The organism is Mesorhizobium sp. C395A (assembly GCF_030323205.1).
In the GTDB taxonomy this organism is placed as follows: Bacteria; Pseudomonadota; Alphaproteobacteria; order Rhizobiales; family Rhizobiaceae; genus Mesorhizobium.
In genome coordinates this window covers 3,329,999-3,348,844 of sequence record NZ_CP100473.1, presented here as the reverse complement: position 1 = coordinate 3,348,844, position 18,846 = coordinate 3,329,999, and the positions used below count along the sequence as shown (strand labels likewise).

Below are 18,846 nucleotides of genomic sequence, written 5' to 3'. Positions count from 1 at the left end.
TGGATTGCTCCCAGTCCAGACCGATGGCCAGTAAAGTTTTCGCGATCCGGAAAGACTAGCTGGCGTTGCCGAGGCCCGCGGCGCGCAGCGCCTCAACCAGCCGGTCGGTCAGATCGGCGGGATATTTGCGCTCGGCGAAGGCCGCGCGCGGATCGGCGGCGAATTTCGGGAATTTGGTGGTCAGCTCATCCAGAAGCTTGGCTGCCAGCTGTTCGCGGCCGGCAGCCTTGGCGCCGATCAGCCGCGCCGCCAGATAATGCGATTTCATCGCCGTCGTGCGCAGCGACTCGCTGGCTATCGCGGCCTTGTTCATGTCGCCCAGCATGAATTGCCCGGCGAAGAGCCCAAAATCCCACCATGTCGGATGGCCGCTGAACGTCTCGACGGCATGGGTCAGGATGGGTGTTCCCTCGGCATATTTGCCGGCAAAGATCAGGCCATAGCCGTAAGCGGCAGCCATGCCGAGGTCGTAGGGGTTGAGCTCATAGGCCTTGCGCATCCAGCGGATCGATTCCTCGGTGTTGCCGAGGCGCGAATTGAGGTAGCCATAGGCGCGGTGCGCATAGGGGCTGGTCGGTCCCATCTGGATGGCGCGATGGGCGAAAGACATTGCTTGTTCGACCGTCGCGCCAGGCGGATAGGCGTAATGATCGGTGGCGGCCTCAAGGGTCAGGGAGGCCAGTTCCGAATAGACCAACGACGATTTCGCACCCTGGCCGGCGAGGTTGTCCAGGCAGCGATAGGCGGCCTCGTGCGTCCTGGTGCTCTGGTCGAGATAGTATCTGTCGTTGAGGATCAGGCAGCTCGTCAGCCCGGTCTGAATGCCGTTCTGTTCGATGTAGCTGTAGAGCGGGCCGGAGGCGGGAACGGTCGAGCTGAGGATGGCGGCGATACGATCCTCGACGGTGCCAGGTGCGCTGTCGGCGGCCGTCAGACTGCGGGACAAAAGCACGCGGCCGGTCGCCACGCTCTGCAGTTCGAGCGTCACGTCACCTGCCATTGGTCCCGGCAGGACATCGAAAACGAAGCTGGTCGGGTCGGTGCTCGGATCGCGCTTGCTGTCGGCGTCGCGGCCGATGAAGTCGATCGTGTCGAAACCGGCAAGGCCGGCGCGCAGCGAAGCGGCGACGCGGCCGGCCTCGGGGCCGGTGGCCTTCACCGCGATGTAGACGAGGGGCAGGGCCTCCATCGACGGCGATGCGATGCTGCTCGTTACGCCCGCGGTCTCGACCACTGCGGTAGGATCGCTGCTGGCAAGCAATGCGCCGCTGCCCTGGCGCAGGATGAGCACGCCCAGCATGAGAATGACCAGCGTCATGGCGACCCAGAAGAACTGGAGATGGCGCGCCAGCGAAGGCCCAGGTTCTGTAACCCCCGAAGCTGTCGCGGCAGCGGGAACGGCGTCAAGAGCCGCCTGGTCGGGCGATCCGGGCAAGGCGGCTACCGCCGCCGCAAGCGGCTCCTGCCCAACCGGCAGGCGTATGGCGTTGAGCTCATAGGACGGCACGTAGCCGCCGCGCGGAATGGCAATGCGAACCGGTTCGGCTATGCCTTCATTGGCGAAATAATGCTGGAGAAGTTCGCGCAGCCGGCCTGCCTGCACCCGGACAACGGCGTCGGTCGACGAATCGAAATCGCCGTCCTTGCCGAAGACGTCCATGGCGATGGAGAAACCCTTGAGCCTGTCGGCTTCGCCGGCCTGCTCGCGCTCAACAAGATAGCGCAGCAACTTGCGCGCGCGCTCGGAACGTCCGAACGTTTCGCTGGCGAGCAGTCGCTCCAGTGTCTCGCGCACTGCGGGGGCGGCAGGCGTGGCATGCTGCAAGTGTCGATCCTCTCGAAGTCGGCACAGGTTGAGGCGCAATCATATAGAGCCTGCACTTCCATACAAGCATGCTTATGTTATGCGATCGCGTAACACACCGGATAGTTGCCGGTGGTTGACACAAAAGACCGGAATTTCCCTCGGCAAATGGGGGATTTCCGGGCGCCGCGGACATTCGGCGCCCGGGAAAATATCAGCCGGCCTTGCGGCCGATTATCCGGTTGGCGGCCGAAACAACGGCTTCCAGCGAGGCGGCGACGATGTTGGTGTTGATGCCGGCGCCGAACAGCTTGCCGCCGGGATATTCCATCTCGACATAGGAAATCGCCGAGGCGTTCGAGCCGCGCTGGAGCGAATGTTCGGAATAATCAAGCACCGACATGTCGACGCCAACATGACGCGACAGCGCATCGACGAAGCCGTCGATCGGGCCGGTGCCGGAGCCGGCGATGGTCGTCTCCTTGCCGTTGTCGAGGATCACCGCCTCGACCACGCGCCGGCCCTTTTTCTCGGTATCGGGATAGGTGTGATGGTCGAGGAACTTCAGTCGTGCGCCGGGCTGGTCGACATAGGTTTCGATAAAGCGGTCATGGATGCGTTTTGCCGGCACTTCCTTGCCTTCGGCGTCGGTGATCGCCTGGATCTCCTGGCTGAACTCGATCTGCAGGTTGCGCGGCAGATTGAGGCCGTAATCGGCCTGCAGTACATAGGCGATGCCGCCTTTGCCTGACTGTGAGTTGATGCGGATGATCGCCTCGTAGCTGCGCCCGACATCGGCCGGATCGATCGGCAGATAGGGCACTTCCCAGACCGGCGTGTTGGCCTTCTTCAAGGCCTTCATGCCCTTGTTGATGGCGTCCTGGTGCGAGCCGGAAAAGGCGGTGTAGACCAGTTCACCGACATAAGGATGGCGTTCGGATATCTTCAGCTGGTTGGAATATTCGTAGACGTCCTTCATCCGGTTGATGTCCGAGCAATCCAGTTGGGGATCGACGCCTTGCGTGTACATGTTGAGCGCCAGCGTCACGATGTCGACATTGCCGGTGCGCTCGCCATTGCCGAACAGCGTGCCTTCGACGCGGTCCGCACCCGCCATCAGGCCGAGCTCGGTGGTGGCGATGCCGGTGCCGCGGTCATTGTGGGGATGCAGCGAGATCAACAAGTTTTCACGGTTGTCGAGGTTACGGCACATCCACTCGATACGGTCGGCGTAGATGTTGGGCGTCGACATCTCGACCGTCGAGGGCAGGTTGATGATCAGCTTGTTGTCGGGCGTCGGCCTGACGATCTCGGTGACGGCGTTGCAGATCTCCAGCGCCACGTCGAGTTCGGTGCCGGTAAAGCTCTCCGGCGAATATTCGAAGCGATAACCGCCGCCGGCCTTGGCCGCCATGTCGGTGATCATCTTGGCCGCGTCGGTGGCGATGCGCTTGATACCGCCGACATCCTTCTCGAAGACGACGCGACGCTGCAACTCGCTGGTCGAATTGTAGAAATGCACGATCGGGTTGGTGGCGCCCTTCAGAGATTCGAAGGTGCGGGTGATGAGTTCGGGACGGCACTGCACCAGCACCTGTAGCGAAACATCAGCCGGCACATTGCCTTCCTCGATGCACCAGCGGGCGAAATCGAAATCGGTCTGCGAGGCCGAGGGGAAACCGATCTCGATCTCCTTGAAGCCCATGTCGAGCAACAGGGCGAACATGCGCGCCTTGCGCTCATGACCCATCGGATCGATCAGCGCCTGGTTGCCGTCGCGCAAATCGACCGAACACCAGATCGGTGCCTTGTCGATGACCTTGTTGGGCCAGGTGCGGTCGGTGAGACCGACCGTCGGGTAGGGCTGGTATTTTCGGGCCGCGCCCGGCATGTGGCCGGCCGCGCGTTTTACGCTTTCGGCTTCGCCGGCGCGGATGTCTTCTCGTGCGTTCATCGTCTTGTTCTCCCGGCGGCTCGCGGATCGGTCTTCGGACGGATTCCAGGGCGAGCAGCGCCTTATCAGATTTTCGTTCGCTTGATGTGAATTGCCAATTTCTGAACTGGCCAAGGAGCGTGCGCGTAAGCGGCGGTTCGACCGCCGGGCGCTCCTTCAGCGAACCCGGCGATCGCCGATAAGGCCGAGAAGAAGCAGGGTCGATGCCAGCGCGCGCACGGTCTCGCCGGCAAAGCCGGTCGGACGGGAAGCGACGGAGGAGACGCGCGTGTTCATGGCGGGGTTCATACAGGAGCCGCCATGGACAGGCAAGTGGGCTGCCATTCCACCACTCGCGAGCACTCTTCCCCATGCGCGGCAAATGCGCCAGACTTGCGTGTGGCCGAGGCCGCAATGCTTCGCCGTCGGAGGGATCATCCGTGAATTTTGTTTTCTTCTCGCCGCATTTTCCCGCCAACGGCGCCGATTTCTGCGACCGGCTGAAAAAGGCCGGCGCTACGGTGCTGGGCATTGGCGATGCGCCTTATGAGGCGCTGGACGGGAAGCTGAAGGTGGCCCTGTCGGAATATTACCGCATCGCCGACATGGAGGACTACGATCCGGTGTTCCGGGCCGTGGGTCATTTCATCCACAAATGGGGCCGGATCGAGCGCTTCGAGTCACTCAACGAGCATTGGCTGGAGCTGGAAGCCAACATCCGCACCGACTTCAACATCTACGGCACCAAGCTCGATTTCGTGAAGAATTTGAAGCGCAAGAGCCGCATGCGTGCATTCTTCCGCAAGAGCGGCGTCGACACCATCGCCCAGCGCAAATGCTCCGACCGGGCCGGCGCCATGACCTTCATCCGCCGCGTCGGCTATCCCGTGGTGGTGAAGCCCGATTCCGGGTCCGGCGCCTCGAACACCTTCAAGATTTCCAACGCCAGGGAGCTTGACCAGTTCTTCAGAGACAAGCCCGAGGACGTGACCTTCGTCATGGAGCAATTCATCGAGGGGCTGGTGGTGACCTTCGATGGGCTGGTCAACCGTGACGGCGAGGTGGTGCTGGCGGCCAGCCACCGCTACGACCAGAGCATCATGGAAGTGGTCAACAAGGATCGCCACATGAGCTACACCTGCTTTCCCAAGGTCCGACCGGCGATCGAAGAGGCCGGCCGCAAAATCCTCAAGGCGTTCGACGTGCGCGAGCGCTTCTTCCACATCGAGCTGTTCGAAACCAAGGACGACCGCGTCATCGCGCTTGAGGTCAACATGCGGCCGCCCGGCGCCTGGATGACCGATGCGATCAACTACACGTTCGACATCGACGTCTACGCGGCCTGGGCGGACATGGTGGTGAAGGATGCCGCCGGTGGTCCTTATGAGGGCAAGTATTTCACCGCTTATGCCAGCCGCAAGCAGCACCTCCACTATTTGCACAGCCATGAGGACGTGCTAGCCGCGCATCGCGACAAGATCGTCCATCATCAGCCGATAGAAAATGTTTTCAGCCGCGCCATGGGAAATTACGCCTATCAGATGCGCTCGAAGGACGAGAGAGAGCTGCGCGCGGCCGTCGCCTACATCCACGCGGAAAAGGCTTAGAGGCGATGGACATCTCCTATCACAAGGGTTTCTCCGGCAATCTCGGCCGCGACATGGAATACAAGCGCTACGGCCATGCCGGCCGGCCGGTGGTGGTGTTCCCGACGTCGCAGGGGCGGTTCTACCAGTTCGAGGATTCCGGCGGGGTTGGAGCGCTGGCCGAATTCATCGATACCGGCCGCATCCAGCTGTTTGCGGTCGACGGCGTCGATTCGGAATCGTTCTTCAACAAGCATGCCGGCGTCGCCCACCGCATCGGTCGCCACGAGGCTTATTTCCGATATGTGCGCGAGGAGGCGCTGCCGGAGTTTCTGGCGACCGCCGAGCAAGCCAATGGCGGGCGCAAATTAAAGCCGCTGTTCACCGGCTGTTCGATGGGCGGTTATCATTCCACGAACTTCGTCTTTCGCTTTCCCGAACTCGCCAGCGGCGTCATCGCGCTGTCGGGCGTCTATTCGGCGGGCGACTTCTTCGGCAAGGCGCTGGAAGGTGATATCTTCTACAATTCACCGCTCGACTATCTGCCCGGCACCGTAGACCCAAAGCTGCTTGCCCGGCTGAAGTCGCTGAGGATGATCTTCTGCTGCGGGCAGGGCGCCTGGGAAGAGCGGATGCTGGTCGAGACCCGCAGGCTGGAACAGATCCTGCGCGACAAATCCATTCCCGCCTGGGTCGACTATTGGGGCGGCGATGTCAGTCATGACTGGCCATGGTGGCACAAGCAGCTGGTCTATTTCTTCGGCCGCTGGCTGGATGATGATCTGATGCACCGGCTCGATTGATGACCACACCCGAACCTATCCGCCGCTTTATCGAGGCCACCAATGCGGGTGATAGCGAAGCCGTTCTCCACACGTTCACAGCCGACGCGTCCCTGACCGACTGGGGGCGGTCCTTCCAAGGCCGCCAGCAGATCGCGCGCTGGAACCAGTCGGACAATATCGGCGTGAATTCCAATCTTCGCATTGTCCGCATCGCCGAGGTCGAGGGCAGCTACCGCGTCCGCATTGCCGTGAAAGGCAATGGCTTCAACGGCGAGGGTGACATGACCTTCGTGCTGGACGGCCACCGCATAGCGAGCCTCGTCATCTCCTGACGCGGCTCAGCTAACCTTCCTGGCAAACCGGCAGAGCAATGGACTCGTGTTCCACCGCCGATCCACGGCGCAAGCCGAGAAAGACGACAAGGGCGGTGACGATGGTGATTGCCGCCAGCACGATCAGCAGCCTGTCGAACGCGATCTCATAGGCCTGGACCAGGACCGTGGCTCCGGCACCCGGCAAGCGGGCTGCCGCTTCGCCGATGTTGCCGGTCACCAGCAGCTGCGCGGCGGCGGTTGCATCCAGGGAAGACGCCGTTCCCTGAGCCGCCAGTTGGGCTGCCGTGAAACCCGACAGGACTGCCATGACGATCGCCAGCGCCACGCCTTCGCAAGCGACGCGGGTGGTGTTGAAGATGCCGACCGCCATGCCGGCACGCTCTTTCGGCACGACGCCGACGGCAAGTCCGTCCATCAGCCCCCAGGGCAAGGCGATGCCGACGCCGATGAGGATCAGCGGCGCCACCAGCGCTGCGGCGACAGGCGGTGTCAGGCTCAGCCAGACAAGGCCGCCGGCGGCCACAAGCAGGCCGACACCGCAGATCGTTGCCGGAGCGATCCAGCGCGCTACCTGGCCGGCGAGCAGTGGCAGGATCAACAGCGGTCCCGACAGGCAGATCATCAACTGCCCCGCCTTGATCTCGCTCATCCCCTCGATGCCGATGAAGCGGATCGGCAACAGCACCAGCAGGACGACGAAGCCATAGGCGGGAGCGGCCGCCAGGAACTGGACGCCGACGAAGCGGGGAAAGCGGAACAGCGAGAGATCGAGCATCGGCCGGCGCACGCGCCGCTCGACGACGACGAAAGCGGCAAAGCAAAGGGCGGCCGCCACGAGAAGCGCGATCACCAGGGGATCGGTCCAGCCGCTCTGCGGCGCTTGCAGCACGCCGTAGGTCAGCGATGCCAGCGCGATCGTAAAGGTGCCGGCTCCCGCCCAGTCGAGGCCGGTCGCATCCGGATCGCGCGATTCCCTGATGGTGCGCAGGCCGAGCAAAGCGGCTGCAATCGCGAGCACTGCCACCAAGACGAAGATCGATCGCCAGCCGAAAGCATCTATGAGCAGGCCCGACGCGATCGGCCCAAAAGCGAGGCCGATGCCGAAACTGGTGCCGAGGAAGGAGAAGGCGCGCAGCCGCAATGGCCCATCGAATTCCTGGGCAAGAGCGGAGGCGCCGCCGGCAAAGGCGGCGGCACTGCCGAGCCCTTGCGCAGCCCTGAGCACATCGAACCAGACGATATCAGGGGCAAACATCGATCCCAGCGATGCCAGCACATAGGTGGCGAGGCCAACAAGGAAGAGCCGCTTGCGGCCATGATTGTCGGCCAGCGCGCCTGATGCCATCAAGGTGGCGGCGAAGGTCAGCATGAAGGCGTTGGTCACCCAGTTGAGCGCGATCGGGCTGCCGCCGAGGTCGGCCGCAATGCGGGAAAGCGCGACGGCCGGGCCGGTGAAGGTCAAGGGCATTGTCATGGCGGCAAGGCATACCGACAACAGGACAAGCCATGGCGCGACCGCGCCGTTTGTGGTCTTCGAGGTCATGGATTTCCTATCTGAACCAGGATCCGCCGGCCTGCCGCAAGCTTGCTGCGCCGGTCGTAACGGGAAGATAGGCTCGCGACACTTCGAGAAAAATAGTGTTAAATCTCCAGATATACCGGACTGAAACGCTCGAATGGAGAGATGCGATGGAACGCCTCAATGGGCTCCTGGCCTTTGCCCGCACGGCTGAGTTCGGCAGCTTCATCGCTGCGGGCCGCACGCTCGGCATCTCGGCATCGGCCGTCGGCAAGAGCGTCGCCAGGCTCGAGCAGGATCTCGGCGTCAGGTTGCTTCAGCGCAGCACGCGCCGCATCGGCCTGACCGAAGAGGGCAAGCTGTTCAACGAGCGGGTGCGGCGCATCCTCGACGACATCGACGATGCCGAGGCGATGCTGTCGCGGAGCCGCGAAACACCGCATGGGCGGCTGCGCGTTTCGACGCCGATCGTGACCTATCATTTGCTGTTCCCGGTGCTGTCCGAGTTCATGGCGCGCTATCCCGAAATCGAACTCGACATCGACTTTAACGACCGCATCGTCGACCTCATCGACGAAGGCGTCGACATCGCGATCCGCAGCGGCGACCTGCCGGATTCGCGCCTGGTGGCGCGGCCGCTTGCACCCTTCCGGCTGCTGTTGTGTGCGGCACCCTCCTATATCGAGCAGCACGGCAACCCGAGCCGCCCGGACGATCTCGTGAACCATTACGGCATCCGCTTCCGCTTTCCCAACAGCGGCAAGCTGCAAGGCTGGCCGTTCATCGGCGGCAGCGCCGAGCCGCAGGTCCGCTCGATGCTGACCTGCAACAACACGGAGGCGCTGAAGGGCGCCACGATGGCCGGGCTCGGCATCAGCTCGATGCCCGATTTCCTGGTCCGCGAGGCGCTGCGTGACGGCCTGCTGCGCACGGTGCTGGACGACCATGTCGACGGCCGCGGCCAGTTCCGGTTGTTGTGGCCGTCCAATCGTCATTTGTCGCCGAAGGTTCGCGCCTTCGTCGATTTCCTTCCCGACCGGCTTGCCGCGACGCTGAGCGGCTCTTGAATTAGTCCTTCGCGGCCGACGGCGATAACGAAGACAGCGAGGAATAGCTCTGCTTCTCAGTAGGTGGCGCGGCCGCCGGACAGGTCGAAGGTCGCGCCGGTGGTGAAGGAATTTTCGTCCGATAGCATGAAGGCGATCATCGCAGCCGCCTCTTCGACTTCGACGAACCGGCCTCGCGGCACCTTGCCCAGCATGTAGGCGACCTGGGCCTCAGTGAGCTGTTCGAGGATGCGGGTGCGGGCGGGCGATGGGGTCAGCGCGTTGACGGCGATGTCGTGGCCGGCCAGTTCCTTACCGAGCGATTTTGTCAGCGCGAGCACGCCGGCCTTGGCGGCGGAATAGGCGGCGGCATTCGGATTGCCTTCCTTGCCTGCGACCGAGGCGATGTTGACGATGCGGCCGTAGCTGCGCGCGATCATGCCGGGCACCAGGCGCTTGCAGCAGTAGAAGACGCCGTTGAGGTCGATGTCGATTATCTGGCGCCAGGCGGCAGGATCATAATCCGCCACCGTCGCTGCCGGTCCGGCGATGCCGGCATTGTTTACCAGCAGATCGACCGGACCAAGCGAGCGCTCGGTTTCGGTCGCGGCGCTGTCGACGGCCTCCATCAGCGATTGATCGCACAGCAAACCCTCGACCCGGCCGAGCGGGGCGAGTTCGGAAACGGCCTTCGCCATGGCGGTCTCGTCCACATCCCAGATGGCGACGCTGGCGCCCGATGACAGCAGTCGCCGGGCGACAGCAAGGCCGATGCCTTGCGCGCCGCCGGTCACCACGGCGACCCGGCCTGAGAGATCGACGGCATTCACACGACGTTTCATGGGCACTTTTCCTCTTCCCTTGATATTTGAATCTCAGTCCCTGACGGCTCTCGCCACCAGCCGCGCTATGCTCGGCCCGGCGATGAGCACGACCAGGAAGCGGGTCGACTGCAAGGCCATGACGAAGGATATGTCGACGTTCTGCGCGGCGGCGGCAATGATGGCGACGCTGTCCATGCCGCCGGGGCTGGTCGCGAGATAGGCGGTCAGCGGATCGATACCAAGGACGTGGCTGATCAGCCAGGCTAGCCCGCCGCAAAAGGCGATCAGCACGACGATAGAGCCGACGATCTGCGGCAGCGCCCGTGTCGCATGACGCAGGATCGCCCGGGTAAAATTCAGCCCTATCGACCAGCCGACCATCGCATAGGAGAGCGCCAGCAGCCATGGCGGCAATTGCATCGCCGCGCCGAAGCCGAGATGGACTATGGTGCCAAAGATGAAAGTGCCGAGGAAGAAGGGTGACGGCAGCCGGCACAACCGGCCAAGCAGGCCGCCGACCAGCGCCACGCCGAGCGTGGCGGCAAAGGCTGCCGGTTCGATCAGCGGGAACCAGACGATGGCTGGTACCTCGATGCCCGACGTGTCGACCCACATCTTGGCGACGAGCGCCGCCGTCATCGAGACGAAGATGACGCGCAGATACTGCATGAAGGCGACGAGGCGCTGATCGGCGCCGAAGGCACCGGCCATCAGCACCATGGCAGTGGCAGCACCCGGCGACGAGCCCCAGACCGCGGTGGTGCCGGGCAGGATGCGCCAGCGGCTGATCAACCAGCCAAGCAGGCTGGACGCCGCAAGGGTCGCCAGCACCACGACAAGGACCAGCGGCCATTCCTTGTAGAACACCGAAAAAATGTCGGTGGAGATCGACGCCGCGACCAGACAGCCGACCAAGGCCTGGGCGGCGGCGAACAGCGGCCGCGGCACGCGCACCGTGGCGCCATTGGTGCCGGCAAGGATCGCCGCCAGCATCGGGCCGATCAGCAGCGCCGCCGGCAGTGCGGCGTATTCCAGCGCGCCGGCGAACAGCAGCGAGACGATCAGCAGCACCACCCACTGCCGAACCGGACGCATGCGCGCCATGCGTTCGACGGCCGGTTGGTCTGGCGAAGAGTCCATGTTTGGGTCTTAGACCTGGAAGAGAAAAATGCGAACGCTGTCTCGGACTAAATTCACGACCCCGACCCCGCGTTGGGATGTCACTCGTTCTTGATGGCGGGCAGGCCGAAACCGCCGGCCGGATGGGTCTCGACCTGGAATTCGAAGCCGGCGATGATCGGCCGGGCCTTGGCGATCGCTGCCTGGACCTCCGGCAGTTGCAGCGAAGCCTTGTGGCTTGCGGCGTCGGTCCACACTTCGGTCACCCAGATCGCGTCGGCATCGGCCGGGTCGCGGGCGATGACATAACTCAGGCAACCCGGCATGGCGCCGGTCGAGGCGAGCAGCACATCCATGATCGCGTCGCGCTGGCCGCGCGCCGCCCGCATCTTTCCGATCAATCCGTACATTGCCTCTCCCCTTTCTTCCAACCTCAGCAAACGTGCGCACGACATGCATGGTTTCGAGACGCAGTATGCAATTGCCGGCTCACGGCATCAACTGGCCACCGTTCACCTCGATGACCTGACCGGTGATGTAGCCGCTCAAAAGATCGGAGGACAGAAACAGATAAGCGCCGACGCAGTCTTCGGCCGTGCCGGCACGCCCTTGAGGAATGGTGGCGACCATGCCCTTCATCTGCTCGTCGGTGGAATAGCGCTCATGGAAGGGTGTCGCGATGGTGCCCGGCGCCACCGCGTTGACGCGGATGCCGAAGCCGATCAGTTCCTTGGCCATGCCGCGCGTCACATTGGAGACAAAGGCCTTGGCCGAACCGTACAGCCCGGCGCCGCCGCCGGCGCCATTGCGCGCCGCGATCGACGAGGTGTTGACGATGAAGCCGCCCTGCTTCTTCAGCCATGGCATCGCCTTGCGCGAGGCCGTCAGCACCGAGCGGGCGTTGAGGTCCATCACCGCGTCGTAGTGCGCCTCGGTCTGCTCCGCATAGGGCACTCGGCCGAGCATGCCGCCGGCATTGTTGATCAGCCCGTCGAGCCGGCCGAATTTTTCGGCGCTCTCCTCGACTACCCGCTCGACATCGGCTGCCTGTGAAAAGTCGCCCTGTGTCAGGAACACCTCACCGCCGCTGTCGCGGATGTTTTTGGCCAGCGTTTCTGCGGCCTCCCGGCTCGAATTGTAGTGCAGGGCGACCCGGCATTTCTGGGCGGCGTAGGCCAGTGCAAGGGCGGCACCGATGCCGGTCGAAGCGCCGGTGACCAGCACCGCCTTGCCGGCAAGATCGGGGATGACGAGGGTGGTCGCGGTCATGAGCACTTTCCTTCGGGCTGTTTGGCCACCCTTCGTAGGCTCTCATGGCCTTCACGTTCAAGCCCGTGGCGGCTCAGGGCCGGAGATAGGCGTAGCCCTGGCGCTGCAGTTCGGCGAGCTTGACGACGCCGCCCTTGTCGGCGGCGTGGAAGCCCTCGAGCAGGTCGGCAAGCGTGATCTCCATGCCTTGCATGGTGTTGCCGCAGGCATGCGGCTCAAGGCCCTGCTGGACGAGGCCGGCAAAGCGTCCCGAGATCGCCGCCGATAGGCCTTTCGACTTGAAGCCGGCGAGGGCCGGACCATGCACGACCAACACGATGTCGACATTGCCGCCGGTGCCTTCATAGTGGTTCTTGATGTTGCCGAGCACGAAGTTGACCTTATCGAGGTCGCTGAGGTGATAGGCGACCTTCGGTCTGTCTTCAGCGGCGGCGGCCCGGCTCAGCCCGAACAGGCCGGCGGCACCGGCAAGGCTGGCCCGGAACATGTCGCGTCGACGCATGGCATCCTCTCGGCTTGGCGCTCCCCGCAAATTGCGTGGCTGCGGCCATGATACTAGCATAAATTCACGTTACGTCCTGTCGATGCGAGGAGGGGGTCACATGGCGTTCAGGAAGTGGAAGGTTGTTGCCAGCGCTGGATTTGGCGCCGTGCTGCTCGGCGCGCTTGCGGGTTCGGCCGCGGCCGACGATGTGCTTAAATTACCCGAACTCAGCCCGAATGGCGCCGATGCCTGTTTCGGCCGCGTCTATGATGCGGCGCACCTCAAGGTGCATCCAAAGCAGAAGGTGGCGCGGATCTTCTTCCTCTATGGCCATGATCCGGTGAGCCATCCGAACGAGGAGCCGATGGCAAACGCCGACACCTCCTACAACGGTTTTCTCACCACCACGGTGCGCGGCGCCAAGGCGCCGCAATGGGCCGGCGGCTGGTGCAATCACGAGTCCGAGGACGGCAAGTCAGGTCCGATCCGCTGCGGCATGGACTGCGACCGCACCATGGCGTCGCTGAAGCTCGATGACAAAGGCCGCCTGATCCTCACCGACGTCTCGTCCGATCTCTATCTCGACGCCGGATCGGAAGACGAACTGGGCGAAGCCGAATATGACCGGCAGGCTCTGGGCTCGGCGGACGATAATTTCCGCCTCGAGCCGATGCCGGCCGCAACCTGCCAGGCTGAATTCGCCAAGATCGATCCGATCGATCCGGCGCTGGGTGCGCCGTTGCGCGAGCGGCTGAAGCCGGACCAGCCTTTCTGCTTCGGACGCAATTACGATGCCGCGCATCTCTCCTCGCATCCCGACCAGATGACGCAGTCGATCCGGGTCTTCCGCGGGCCGGTCGAACTCGCCTCCTTTGCCTCAGGCGATGTCGCCAACTGGCCCGACGGCTCCGATGTCGCCGTTTCGGTGACCACCAGGAAGAACGGGACGAAGGTCACGCAGACCTATTCCTGCCAGGGTGAAGCGGATCAATGGCGCTGCGCGGCCAGTTCGAAGATGAGCAACTTTTCCTGCGATATCGCGCAAAAGGAAATCTTCCTCAAGCGCGGCGCCAACGGCACCCTCATGCTGGCCAACCCCAATAGCAGCCTGGCGATTGTCGATCTGTGCTCGGCGGATGGCAAGACCAAGTCCGATGACAAGGTCTACCGGTTGGAGGCTATGCCGCAGTCGGCCTGCACTCGTTGAGTTCGATCTTGTCTATGACGCTACCATGGTATATATCTTTGCTATATCTCATTTGAGGATGCACATGGACAAGGCAAAGGTGTTCTGGTCAGGCCGGTCACAAGCTGTGCGCTTGCCTAAGGAGTTTCGGTTCGAGGCAGACGAGGTTTCGATCCGTCGTCATGGGCAAACTGTCATCTTGGAGCCGCTTGCGCAGGATTGGGCATGGCTCGACCAGGTCATCGGACCGGTTGACGACGATTTCGCCCAGGGAGCGCTGGAGCGTCAGGATGGTCAGGATCGACCTGCTTTGGATGACCTCTTTAAGTGACCTACCTGCTCGACACCAATGCCGTCATAGCGATCATCTCGGGCGACGAGGGTCTGCTGGCTTTGCTCAAACGGCATGCACCACAAGACTTTGCTCTCTCGGCGGTCGTTTTGCATGAGCTGTACTACGGCGCTGAAAAGAGCCAGCGAAAGGTCCAAAATCTGGCGCGCATCGAAGCTTTGCAGTTCCCGGTACTTGAATTCGACCGAGACGACGCGAGACATGCCGGTGAGATTCGTGCTGGGCTTGCGGCACTGGGAACCCCGATTGGTCCCTACGATGCGCTGATTGGCGGGCAGGCACGTGCTCGGGACCTCACGCTGATAACCCGCAATATCCGGGAATTCGAGCGGATCAAAGATCTCACTATCGAAACGTGGTAACTCGTCTCACGCGAACGGCACCGCCGTCGTGCCTTTCGGCAGCTTCGCCTCGTCGTCCGGTTCGACATGGATGGTGACGCGCACCGAGGGGATTTCGGCCTTCAGCGCGTCCTCGATGCGGTCGCAAATGACGTGGCTGGCGCCGACCGTCATGTCGGCGTCGACGACCAGGTGGAACTCGATGAAGGTGGCGCGGCCGGCGATGCGGGTCTTGAGGTCATGAACCTCCAGCGCGCCCTTGCAATTGGCCGAGATGATGTCGCGAATGTGCATGTGTTCGGTCGTGTCCACTGCGCGGTCCATCAGCCCGTTCATCGACGAGCCGATGACGTGCCAGCCCTGCCACAGGATGTTGAGCGCGACGATGACGGCAAGCGCCGGATCAAGGATCTGCCAACCGGTCAGGATAGCGCCGACGAGGCCGCCGAAGACGCCGACCGAGGTCACGACGTCGGTCATGATGTGCCGGCCGTCGGCGACCAGCGCCGGTGATTTTGCGCTGCGCCCGGCGCGGATCAGCGTCCAGGCCCAGAAGGCGTTGATGACGGTGGCGACGCCGTTGATCGCCAGGCCCTCCCAGGGTTGTTCGAGCGGGGTCGGCGTCTGCCAGGAGCGCCAGACCTCGTTGAGGATCAAAAGCGCGGCGAGCACGATCAGCACGCCTTCCAGCACCGCCGAAAAATACTCGGCCTTGTGGTGGCCGAACGGATGGTCCTGGTCGGCCGGCTTGTAGCTGACCAGGACCGCCCAATAGGCGGCGGCCGAGGCTATGACGTTGACGATCGACTCCAGCGCATCCGAATAGAGCGCAACGGAGCCGGTGACGTACCATGCGGCAAGCTTGAGCGCGAGCACCACGCAGGCGATGACAATCGACCAGAAGGCAAGGCTGGCGATCCTTTGCCTGGCCGCTGCCTTCGCTGCGATCGCCGCCATGTTGTCCGTCGCCGCCATCGTTTCTAAGCGGCCTTTTCCTTGGCCTTGCGCGGCAGATGCGCAACGATGTTTTCGATGATGCGCATGCCGGCATTGTGGCCGAGCGTCATGATCGATTCCGGATGGAACTGGACGGCGGCGATCGGCTCCTTGCGGTGTTCGAAGGCCATGATGATGCCATCCTCGGTCTCGGCGGTGACGATGAAATCGTCGGGCAGCCGCACCGGATCGGCGAAGATCGAGTGGTAGCGGCCGACGGTCACTTCCTTGGGCAGGCCGGAGAAGATGATTCCAGGCTTGGAGACGCGGATGCGCGACGGCTTGCCGTGCATCGGCACGTGCAACTGCCTGAGTTCGCCGCCATAGGCCTCCGCCAGCGCCTGCAGGCCAAGGCAGACACCGAAGATCGGCAGGTCGCGGGCGCGGGCGTTCTTGATGGTCGCGGCGCAGTCGAAATCCTTCGGCGTGCCCGGTCCGGGCGACAGCACGACGAGATCGGGCTTCAGCCGTTCGAAGACTTCTTCCGGCACCGGCGAACGCACGGTCGAGACATTGGCACCGGTCTGGCGGAAATAGTTGGCCAGTGTGTGGACAAAGGAGTCCTCGTGGTCGACGAGCAGGATGTTGACGCCGTCGCCGACGCGCGCGGTGGTGCGTTCGGCGCCTGCGGCATTGCCCAATTTGGCGTCGCGAATGGCGGAGAGCATGGCGGATGCCTTCAGTTCGGTTTCGGCTTCTTCTTCCTCGGGGATGCTGTCGAAGAGCAACGTGGCGCCTGCTCGCACCTCGGCAATGCCGTCCTTGATGCGGATGGTGCGGAGCGTCAGGCCGGTGTTCATGTCGCCGTTGAAATTGACCATGCCGATGGCGCCGCCATACCAGGCTCGTGGGCTCTTTTCGTTCTGCTCGATGAAGCGCATGGCCCACAGTTTCGGCGCGCCGGTGACGGTGACCGCCCAGGCATGCGACAGGAAGGCGTCGAAGGCATCCATGCCTTCGCGCAGGCGCCCTTCGATGTGATCGACGGTGTGGATCAGGCGTGAATACATCTCGATCTGGCGGCGGCCGATGACGCGCACCGAGCCCGGATCGCAGACCCTGGACTTGTCGTTGCGGTCGACGTCCGAGCACATGGTCAGCTCGGATTCATCCTTCTTGGAATTGAGCAGCTTCAGGATCTGCTCGCTGTCGGAAATGGCGTCGTCGCCGCGCTTGATGGTGCCGGAGATCGGGCAGGTCTCTACGCGGCGGCCGTTGACGCGCACGAACATTTCGGGCGAGGCGCCGATCAGATACTCGTTTTCGCCGAGATTGATGAAGAAGGAATAGGGCGACGGGTTGATCGACTTCAGCTTGCGCGAGATTTCGGAAGGCTGCGTCTCGCAGCGTTCGTAGAACATCTGCCCGGGCACGACCTCGAACAGGTCGCCGCGCTTGAAACTGTCCATCGCCTTGCGCACCAGATTGGCATATTCGCCCGGCTCATGGTCGCCGCGCGGCGGGATGCGGTCGGCGGTCTTGAACGGTTCGGCAATTTCGTCCCGCGGCAGCCCCTCGGTTGAAAAACCGTCGCCGGAATAGTCGTAGCGGTCGGTCCAGGCCTTGGTCGAATAATGGTCGACGACCAGGATCTCGTCAGGCAGGAACAGCACGAGATCGCGCTGGCTCTGTTTGCGCTCGAGCTTGTAGTCGACTGGATCGAACTGGAAGGCGAGGTCGTAACCGAAGGCGCCGTAAAGGCCGAGATTGGCGTCTTCATCGGTCTTGAACAAAGCGGTGATGGCGCGCAGCACAGTAAACACAGAGGGGACGCGGCTGCGCTCTTCCTCGGTGAAGACGCGGCCGGGCTTGGCGACATCGAGGCGGATCAGCTTTTTCGAGGTTTCAGCAATCGTCACCTCGGCAATGCCGGCCAGCGTCTTGCCGATCACCGGCAGCAGCACTTCGCCACGGCCATTCAGCGCCTCGATGCGCATGGCGCGGCCACGCGCGGAAATCACCAGCGGCGGATCGATGATGGCCGTATCCCAGCGTGTGTAGCGGCCCGGATATTCGTAATTCGAGGAAAACACCGCACCACGGCGCGAGTTCAAGCCATCGACATAGGCATCGATCGCACCGGCGTAAGGCTTGTCGTGGCGTTCGCGGGTGATGGTGACACCACCTGCGGTCACGAAGCTTTCCGCGCCGTTTTCCAGAGCCTTCATCGTCATTGCCGTCTCCATATGGCTTGTTGGGGCAACGGACCCGGGAATGGCTTTGAAAAAACAAATGGCCGCCCGGACATTCCGTTGCGGCCACCCTCTATTTTCACGCGCACGCGTTCGAACAGGCCGCTGTCAGCGAGCCCACCACCAAATGGTCTTGATCGAGCGCATGTTCATGGGCGAAATCCATAGCGGCGAAAAGCCGGATGCGCAACAGGTTTGAAAGGCCTGTTTGTGGCCGCCGCTTCTGCAGCCCATGGCACATCGCCAAGGCTTGGGGTCCTGCCTAGACTGTTCGTCCAACATCGGAAAGACGGGAAGACAGCAATGACCGAGCAGATCGAGCGCGCACGCACGTTCCATGCCCTTCATGTCAAGGGCAACCCGATCGTTCTCTACAATGCCTGGGATCCGGGCTCGGCCAAGATCGTCGAGAGGGCGGGCGCCAAGGCGATCGCCACCGGAAGCTGGCCGGTCGCGGCTGCTTTTGGTTATGCCGATGGCGAGAAAATTCCGCTGGAGCTAGCGCTGGACAACATCAGGCGCATCGTGGCGGCAGTCGACCTGCCGTTGACCATGGACCTCGAAGGCGGCTACGGCGTCGAGCCGGAGACTGTCGCCCAGACGGTGACACGTGCCCTGCAGGCCGGCGCCATCGGTTTCAATTTCGAGGACCAGATCGTCGGCGGCGCTGGTCTGCACGACATCGCGGTACAGGTGAAGCGGATCGAGGCGGCAGCGGCGGCGGTGAAGGCTTCCGGCATTCCCGCCTACATCAACGCCCGTACCGACATTTTCCTCAAGGCCAAGCCGGATGCGCATGACAGCGTGCTGCTCGACCAGGCCATCGAGCGGGCGCACGCTTATGAAAAGGCAGGAGCTAGCGGCTTCTTTGCGCCGGGGCTCGGCGACGAGGGTCTGATCGAGGCGCTGTGCAAGGCCACCGTGCTGCCGGTCAACATCATCGCGCTGGCGCATGTGCCGCCGCGCCAGCGCCTGGCCGAGCTTGGTGTCGCCCGTGTCAGCCACGGCCCGGTGCCGTACCGGCAGATGGCCGAATGGCTCGAGGCCAAGGCGCGGCTGGCGATTTCGGGTTAGC

The 18,846-nt window shown here is 63.1% G+C and carries 18 protein-coding genes; 8 read left to right on the top strand and 10 right to left on the bottom strand.

Translation table 11 applies throughout. The features are described from left to right. Window positions 1-55: 55 nt before the first annotated feature. Window positions 56-1,825, bottom strand: coding sequence for a tetratricopeptide repeat protein (locus NLY37_RS16415; protein ID WP_023669961.1), 1,770 nt, complete (start codon window positions 1,823-1,825; stop codon window positions 56-58). Between the two features lie 193 nt (window positions 1,826-2,018). After that, window positions 2,019-3,695, bottom strand: coding sequence for a 2-isopropylmalate synthase (gene leuA / locus NLY37_RS16410; RefSeq protein WP_023741033.1), 1,677 nt, complete (start codon window positions 3,693-3,695; stop codon window positions 2,019-2,021). Between the two features lie 482 nt (window positions 3,696-4,177). Between leuA and NLY37_RS16405 the strand changes: the two genes are divergently transcribed. From NLY37_RS16405 to NLY37_RS16395, 3 genes are read left to right on the top strand one after another with little or no spacing between them, the layout of a single operon-like run. Next, window positions 4,178-5,344 (top strand): ATP-grasp domain-containing protein, encoded by a 1,167-nt coding sequence (locus NLY37_RS16405; RefSeq protein ID WP_023741034.1) that lies wholly within the window; start codon window positions 4,178-4,180, stop codon window positions 5,342-5,344. 5 nt (window positions 5,345-5,349) lie between these two features. Then, window positions 5,350-6,126, top strand: a complete 777-nt coding sequence (locus NLY37_RS16400) for an esterase family protein (protein ID WP_023741035.1) — start codon at window positions 5,350-5,352, stop codon at window positions 6,124-6,126. Then, window positions 6,126-6,440, top strand: coding sequence for a nuclear transport factor 2 family protein (locus NLY37_RS16395; protein WP_031196475.1), 315 nt, complete (start codon window positions 6,126-6,128; stop codon window positions 6,438-6,440). Before NLY37_RS16400 ends, NLY37_RS16395 begins: the two co-directional genes overlap by 1 nt. Before the next feature lie 10 nt (window positions 6,441-6,450). On the opposite strand, the gene NLY37_RS16390 is transcribed toward NLY37_RS16395, so the two are convergent. Further along, window positions 6,451-7,986 (bottom strand): MFS transporter, encoded by a 1,536-nt coding sequence (locus NLY37_RS16390; RefSeq protein WP_023741037.1) that lies wholly within the window; start codon window positions 7,984-7,986, stop codon window positions 6,451-6,453. A gap of 146 nt (window positions 7,987-8,132) precedes the next feature. Between NLY37_RS16390 and NLY37_RS16385 the strand changes: the two genes are divergently transcribed. After that, window positions 8,133-9,029, top strand: coding sequence for a LysR family transcriptional regulator (locus NLY37_RS16385; RefSeq protein WP_023669967.1), 897 nt, complete (start codon window positions 8,133-8,135; stop codon window positions 9,027-9,029). 56 nt (window positions 9,030-9,085) lie between these two features. Here the strand turns inward: NLY37_RS16385 and NLY37_RS16380 are convergent, their stop codons facing one another. From NLY37_RS16380 to NLY37_RS16360, 5 genes are all read right to left on the bottom strand, one after another. Next, a complete protein-coding gene (locus tag NLY37_RS16380) occupies window positions 9,086-9,838 on the bottom strand; it encodes an SDR family NAD(P)-dependent oxidoreductase (RefSeq protein WP_023669968.1) in 753 nt (250 codons plus the stop codon). Window positions 9,839-9,883: 45 nt separating this feature from the next. Then, window positions 9,884-10,972 carry an AbrB family transcriptional regulator gene (locus NLY37_RS16375; protein ID WP_023741038.1) on the bottom strand — a complete coding sequence of 363 codons (1,089 nt, stop codon included), beginning with the start codon at window positions 10,970-10,972 and terminating at the stop codon, window positions 9,884-9,886. Window positions 10,973-11,052: 80 nt separating this feature from the next. Next, on the bottom strand, window positions 11,053-11,361 hold the full coding sequence (locus NLY37_RS16370; RefSeq protein WP_023691624.1) for a putative quinol monooxygenase: 309 nt from the start codon (window positions 11,359-11,361) through the stop codon (window positions 11,053-11,055). Window positions 11,362-11,440: 79 nt separating this feature from the next. Then, entirely contained in the window at window positions 11,441-12,220 is a 780-nt protein-coding gene (locus NLY37_RS16365) for an SDR family NAD(P)-dependent oxidoreductase (RefSeq protein ID WP_023741039.1), read from the bottom strand. A 73-nt stretch (window positions 12,221-12,293) separates the two neighbouring features. Next, entirely contained in the window at window positions 12,294-12,722 is a 429-nt protein-coding gene (locus NLY37_RS16360; RefSeq protein ID WP_023683648.1) for a DsrE family protein, read from the bottom strand. Window positions 12,723-12,822: 100 nt separating this feature from the next. On the opposite strand from NLY37_RS16360, the gene NLY37_RS16355 reads away from it, so the two are divergent. The 3 genes from NLY37_RS16355 (at window position 12,823) to NLY37_RS16345 (ending at window position 14,604) form a co-directional block, all read left to right on the top strand. Further along, window positions 12,823-13,911 carry a hypothetical protein gene (locus tag NLY37_RS16355; RefSeq protein ID WP_023741040.1) on the top strand — a complete coding sequence of 363 codons (1,089 nt, stop codon included), beginning with the start codon at window positions 12,823-12,825 and terminating at the stop codon, window positions 13,909-13,911. Between the two features lie 64 nt (window positions 13,912-13,975). After that, window positions 13,976-14,221 carry an antitoxin gene (locus tag NLY37_RS16350; RefSeq protein ID WP_023711113.1) on the top strand — a complete coding sequence of 82 codons (246 nt, stop codon included), beginning with the start codon at window positions 13,976-13,978 and terminating at the stop codon, window positions 14,219-14,221. Next, window positions 14,218-14,604 (top strand): type II toxin-antitoxin system VapC family toxin, encoded by a 387-nt coding sequence (locus NLY37_RS16345; RefSeq protein ID WP_023741041.1) that lies wholly within the window; start codon window positions 14,218-14,220, stop codon window positions 14,602-14,604. The genes NLY37_RS16350 and NLY37_RS16345 overlap by 4 nt, the downstream gene beginning before the upstream one ends. 6 nt (window positions 14,605-14,610) lie before the next feature. Here NLY37_RS16345 and NLY37_RS16340 read toward each other — a convergent pair whose 3' ends face one another. Together NLY37_RS16340 and NLY37_RS16335 are read right to left on the bottom strand one after the other, a co-directional pair. Further along, window positions 14,611-15,540, bottom strand: coding sequence for a cation diffusion facilitator family transporter (locus tag NLY37_RS16340; protein WP_196813681.1), 930 nt, complete (start codon window positions 15,538-15,540; stop codon window positions 14,611-14,613). 23 nt (window positions 15,541-15,563) lie between these two features. Beyond that, window positions 15,564-17,753 (bottom strand): anthranilate synthase, encoded by a 2,190-nt coding sequence (locus NLY37_RS16335; protein WP_023741042.1) that lies wholly within the window; start codon window positions 17,751-17,753, stop codon window positions 15,564-15,566. Between the two features lie 321 nt (window positions 17,754-18,074). Here NLY37_RS16335 and NLY37_RS16330 point away from each other — a divergent pair, with 321 nt between their 5' ends. Further along, window positions 18,075-18,845 carry an isocitrate lyase/PEP mutase family protein gene (locus NLY37_RS16330; RefSeq protein ID WP_023741043.1) on the top strand — a complete coding sequence of 257 codons (771 nt, stop codon included), beginning with the start codon at window positions 18,075-18,077 and terminating at the stop codon, window positions 18,843-18,845. Window position 18,846 lies beyond the last annotated feature (1 nt).

Excerpts from the sequence above, each read along its gene's own strand:
- NLY37_RS16395 (WP_031196475.1), top strand. The coding sequence starts at position 6,126 with ATGACCACACCCGAACCTATCCGCCGCTTTATCGAGGCCACCAATGCG.
- NLY37_RS16350 (WP_023711113.1), top strand. The coding sequence starts at position 13,976 with ATGGACAAGGCAAAGGTGTTCTGGTCAGGCCGGTCACAAGCTGTGCGC.
- NLY37_RS16370 (WP_023691624.1), bottom strand. The coding sequence starts at position 11,361 with ATGTACGGATTGATCGGAAAGATGCGGGCGGCGCGCGGCCAGCGCGAC.
- NLY37_RS16375 (WP_023741038.1), bottom strand. The coding sequence starts at position 10,972 with ATGGACTCTTCGCCAGACCAACCGGCCGTCGAACGCATGGCGCGCATG.
- NLY37_RS16385 (WP_023669967.1), top strand. The coding sequence starts at position 8,133 with ATGGAACGCCTCAATGGGCTCCTGGCCTTTGCCCGCACGGCTGAGTTC.
- NLY37_RS16400 (WP_023741035.1), top strand. The coding sequence starts at position 5,350 with ATGGACATCTCCTATCACAAGGGTTTCTCCGGCAATCTCGGCCGCGAC.
- NLY37_RS16365 (WP_023741039.1), bottom strand. The coding sequence starts at position 12,220 with ATGACCGCGACCACCCTCGTCATCCCCGATCTTGCCGGCAAGGCGGTG.
- NLY37_RS16330 (WP_023741043.1), top strand. The coding sequence starts at position 18,075 with ATGACCGAGCAGATCGAGCGCGCACGCACGTTCCATGCCCTTCATGTC.
- NLY37_RS16340 (WP_196813681.1), bottom strand. The coding sequence starts at position 15,540 with ATGGCGGCGATCGCAGCGAAGGCAGCGGCCAGGCAAAGGATCGCCAGC.
- NLY37_RS16390 (WP_023741037.1), bottom strand. The coding sequence starts at position 7,986 with ATGACCTCGAAGACCACAAACGGCGCGGTCGCGCCATGGCTTGTCCTG.
- NLY37_RS16335 (WP_023741042.1), bottom strand. The coding sequence starts at position 17,753 with ATGACGATGAAGGCTCTGGAAAACGGCGCGGAAAGCTTCGTGACCGCA.
- NLY37_RS16360 (WP_023683648.1), bottom strand. The coding sequence starts at position 12,722 with ATGCGTCGACGCGACATGTTCCGGGCCAGCCTTGCCGGTGCCGCCGGC.
- NLY37_RS16355 (WP_023741040.1), top strand. The coding sequence starts at position 12,823 with ATGGCGTTCAGGAAGTGGAAGGTTGTTGCCAGCGCTGGATTTGGCGCC.
- leuA (WP_023741033.1), bottom strand. The coding sequence starts at position 3,695 with ATGCCGGGCGCGGCCCGAAAATACCAGCCCTACCCGACGGTCGGTCTC.